Here is an 858-nt window from a genome sequence, read left to right as displayed (position 1 = left end):
GGCGGCTAACAGATTGCTGCGTTCACCGACCACACCACAGGCGGCCAAGTCTTGGGTGATACGCGCCAACAACTGCGGTGAACGCAACAGCGCCAATGCTTCCGACTGCTGATCGGCACTCAACACCGGTGCTGCTTCGGCGCTGGCTTCTGCCTGCACCCGGGCTTTTTGCTCGGTTTGATACTGCTCGACCCACAGCAGCACGCGCCCCAATGCCCGGCGCAACGATGCTTCATCACAACCCAGCTCCAGCGCCGCCAAGCGCGCGTAACCTTGCCGACTGCGTGCGCTGAGTAAATCGAGGTGATCGCAGAACAGCACGCCGCTGACCAGATCGAGCACTTGCACATTCAGCTTCAGTGCCAGACTGTGGCGGCTACGTTCGGTGAGGCCACGCAAGCGCCATTGGTGGTTGAGCAGGGTTAAGCAGAGATCGCCATTGTCTAGCCACTCGCTGACCAACCCCGGTTCACTGCAAGCAGCAGAAGAAGAAGAAGAAGAAGAAGAAGAAGAAGAAGGGGCAGCAGCAAAATCAGACGCGGACTCGACGGCTGCCACTTTCTCGGCTGCCTCAACCTGTTTCACTGCGGCCGCTAACGCCCCATCGGCCGCCATCGGCAACGCTTGGTCAAGCAGCAACTGGAACGCCAGCGCTTTCTGTTCATTGGCCAGCAGATAATCATTGGCATCCATACCGGCCGGGAAGATCACCCGCCAAGGTTCAATGCCTTTTTCGCGCAACGCCTCGGCCAGCTTCAGCGCAGCGCTGTTACCGGCGGCATCGTTATCAAAGGCGATCAACACCTGCTTGACACCGTTGGCGGCAAAACAGTGCCAGTGATCTGCCGTGACACCATT

General features: G+C 59.0%; 1 protein-coding gene. It reads right to left on the bottom strand.

All coding sequences use genetic code 11. The features are described from left to right. A partial coding sequence (locus EOJ37_RS14740) for a toprim domain-containing protein (RefSeq protein ID WP_240651648.1) occupies positions 1–858 on the bottom strand: 858 nt, incomplete at both ends.

Source organism: Serratia microhaemolytica (assembly GCF_004011885.1).
Taxonomy (GTDB): Bacteria; Pseudomonadota; Gammaproteobacteria; order Enterobacterales; family Enterobacteriaceae; genus Serratia_G; species Serratia_G microhaemolytica.
Note: the sequence above shows the minus strand (reverse complement) of the source record. Positions and strands in the feature narration are given on the sequence as shown.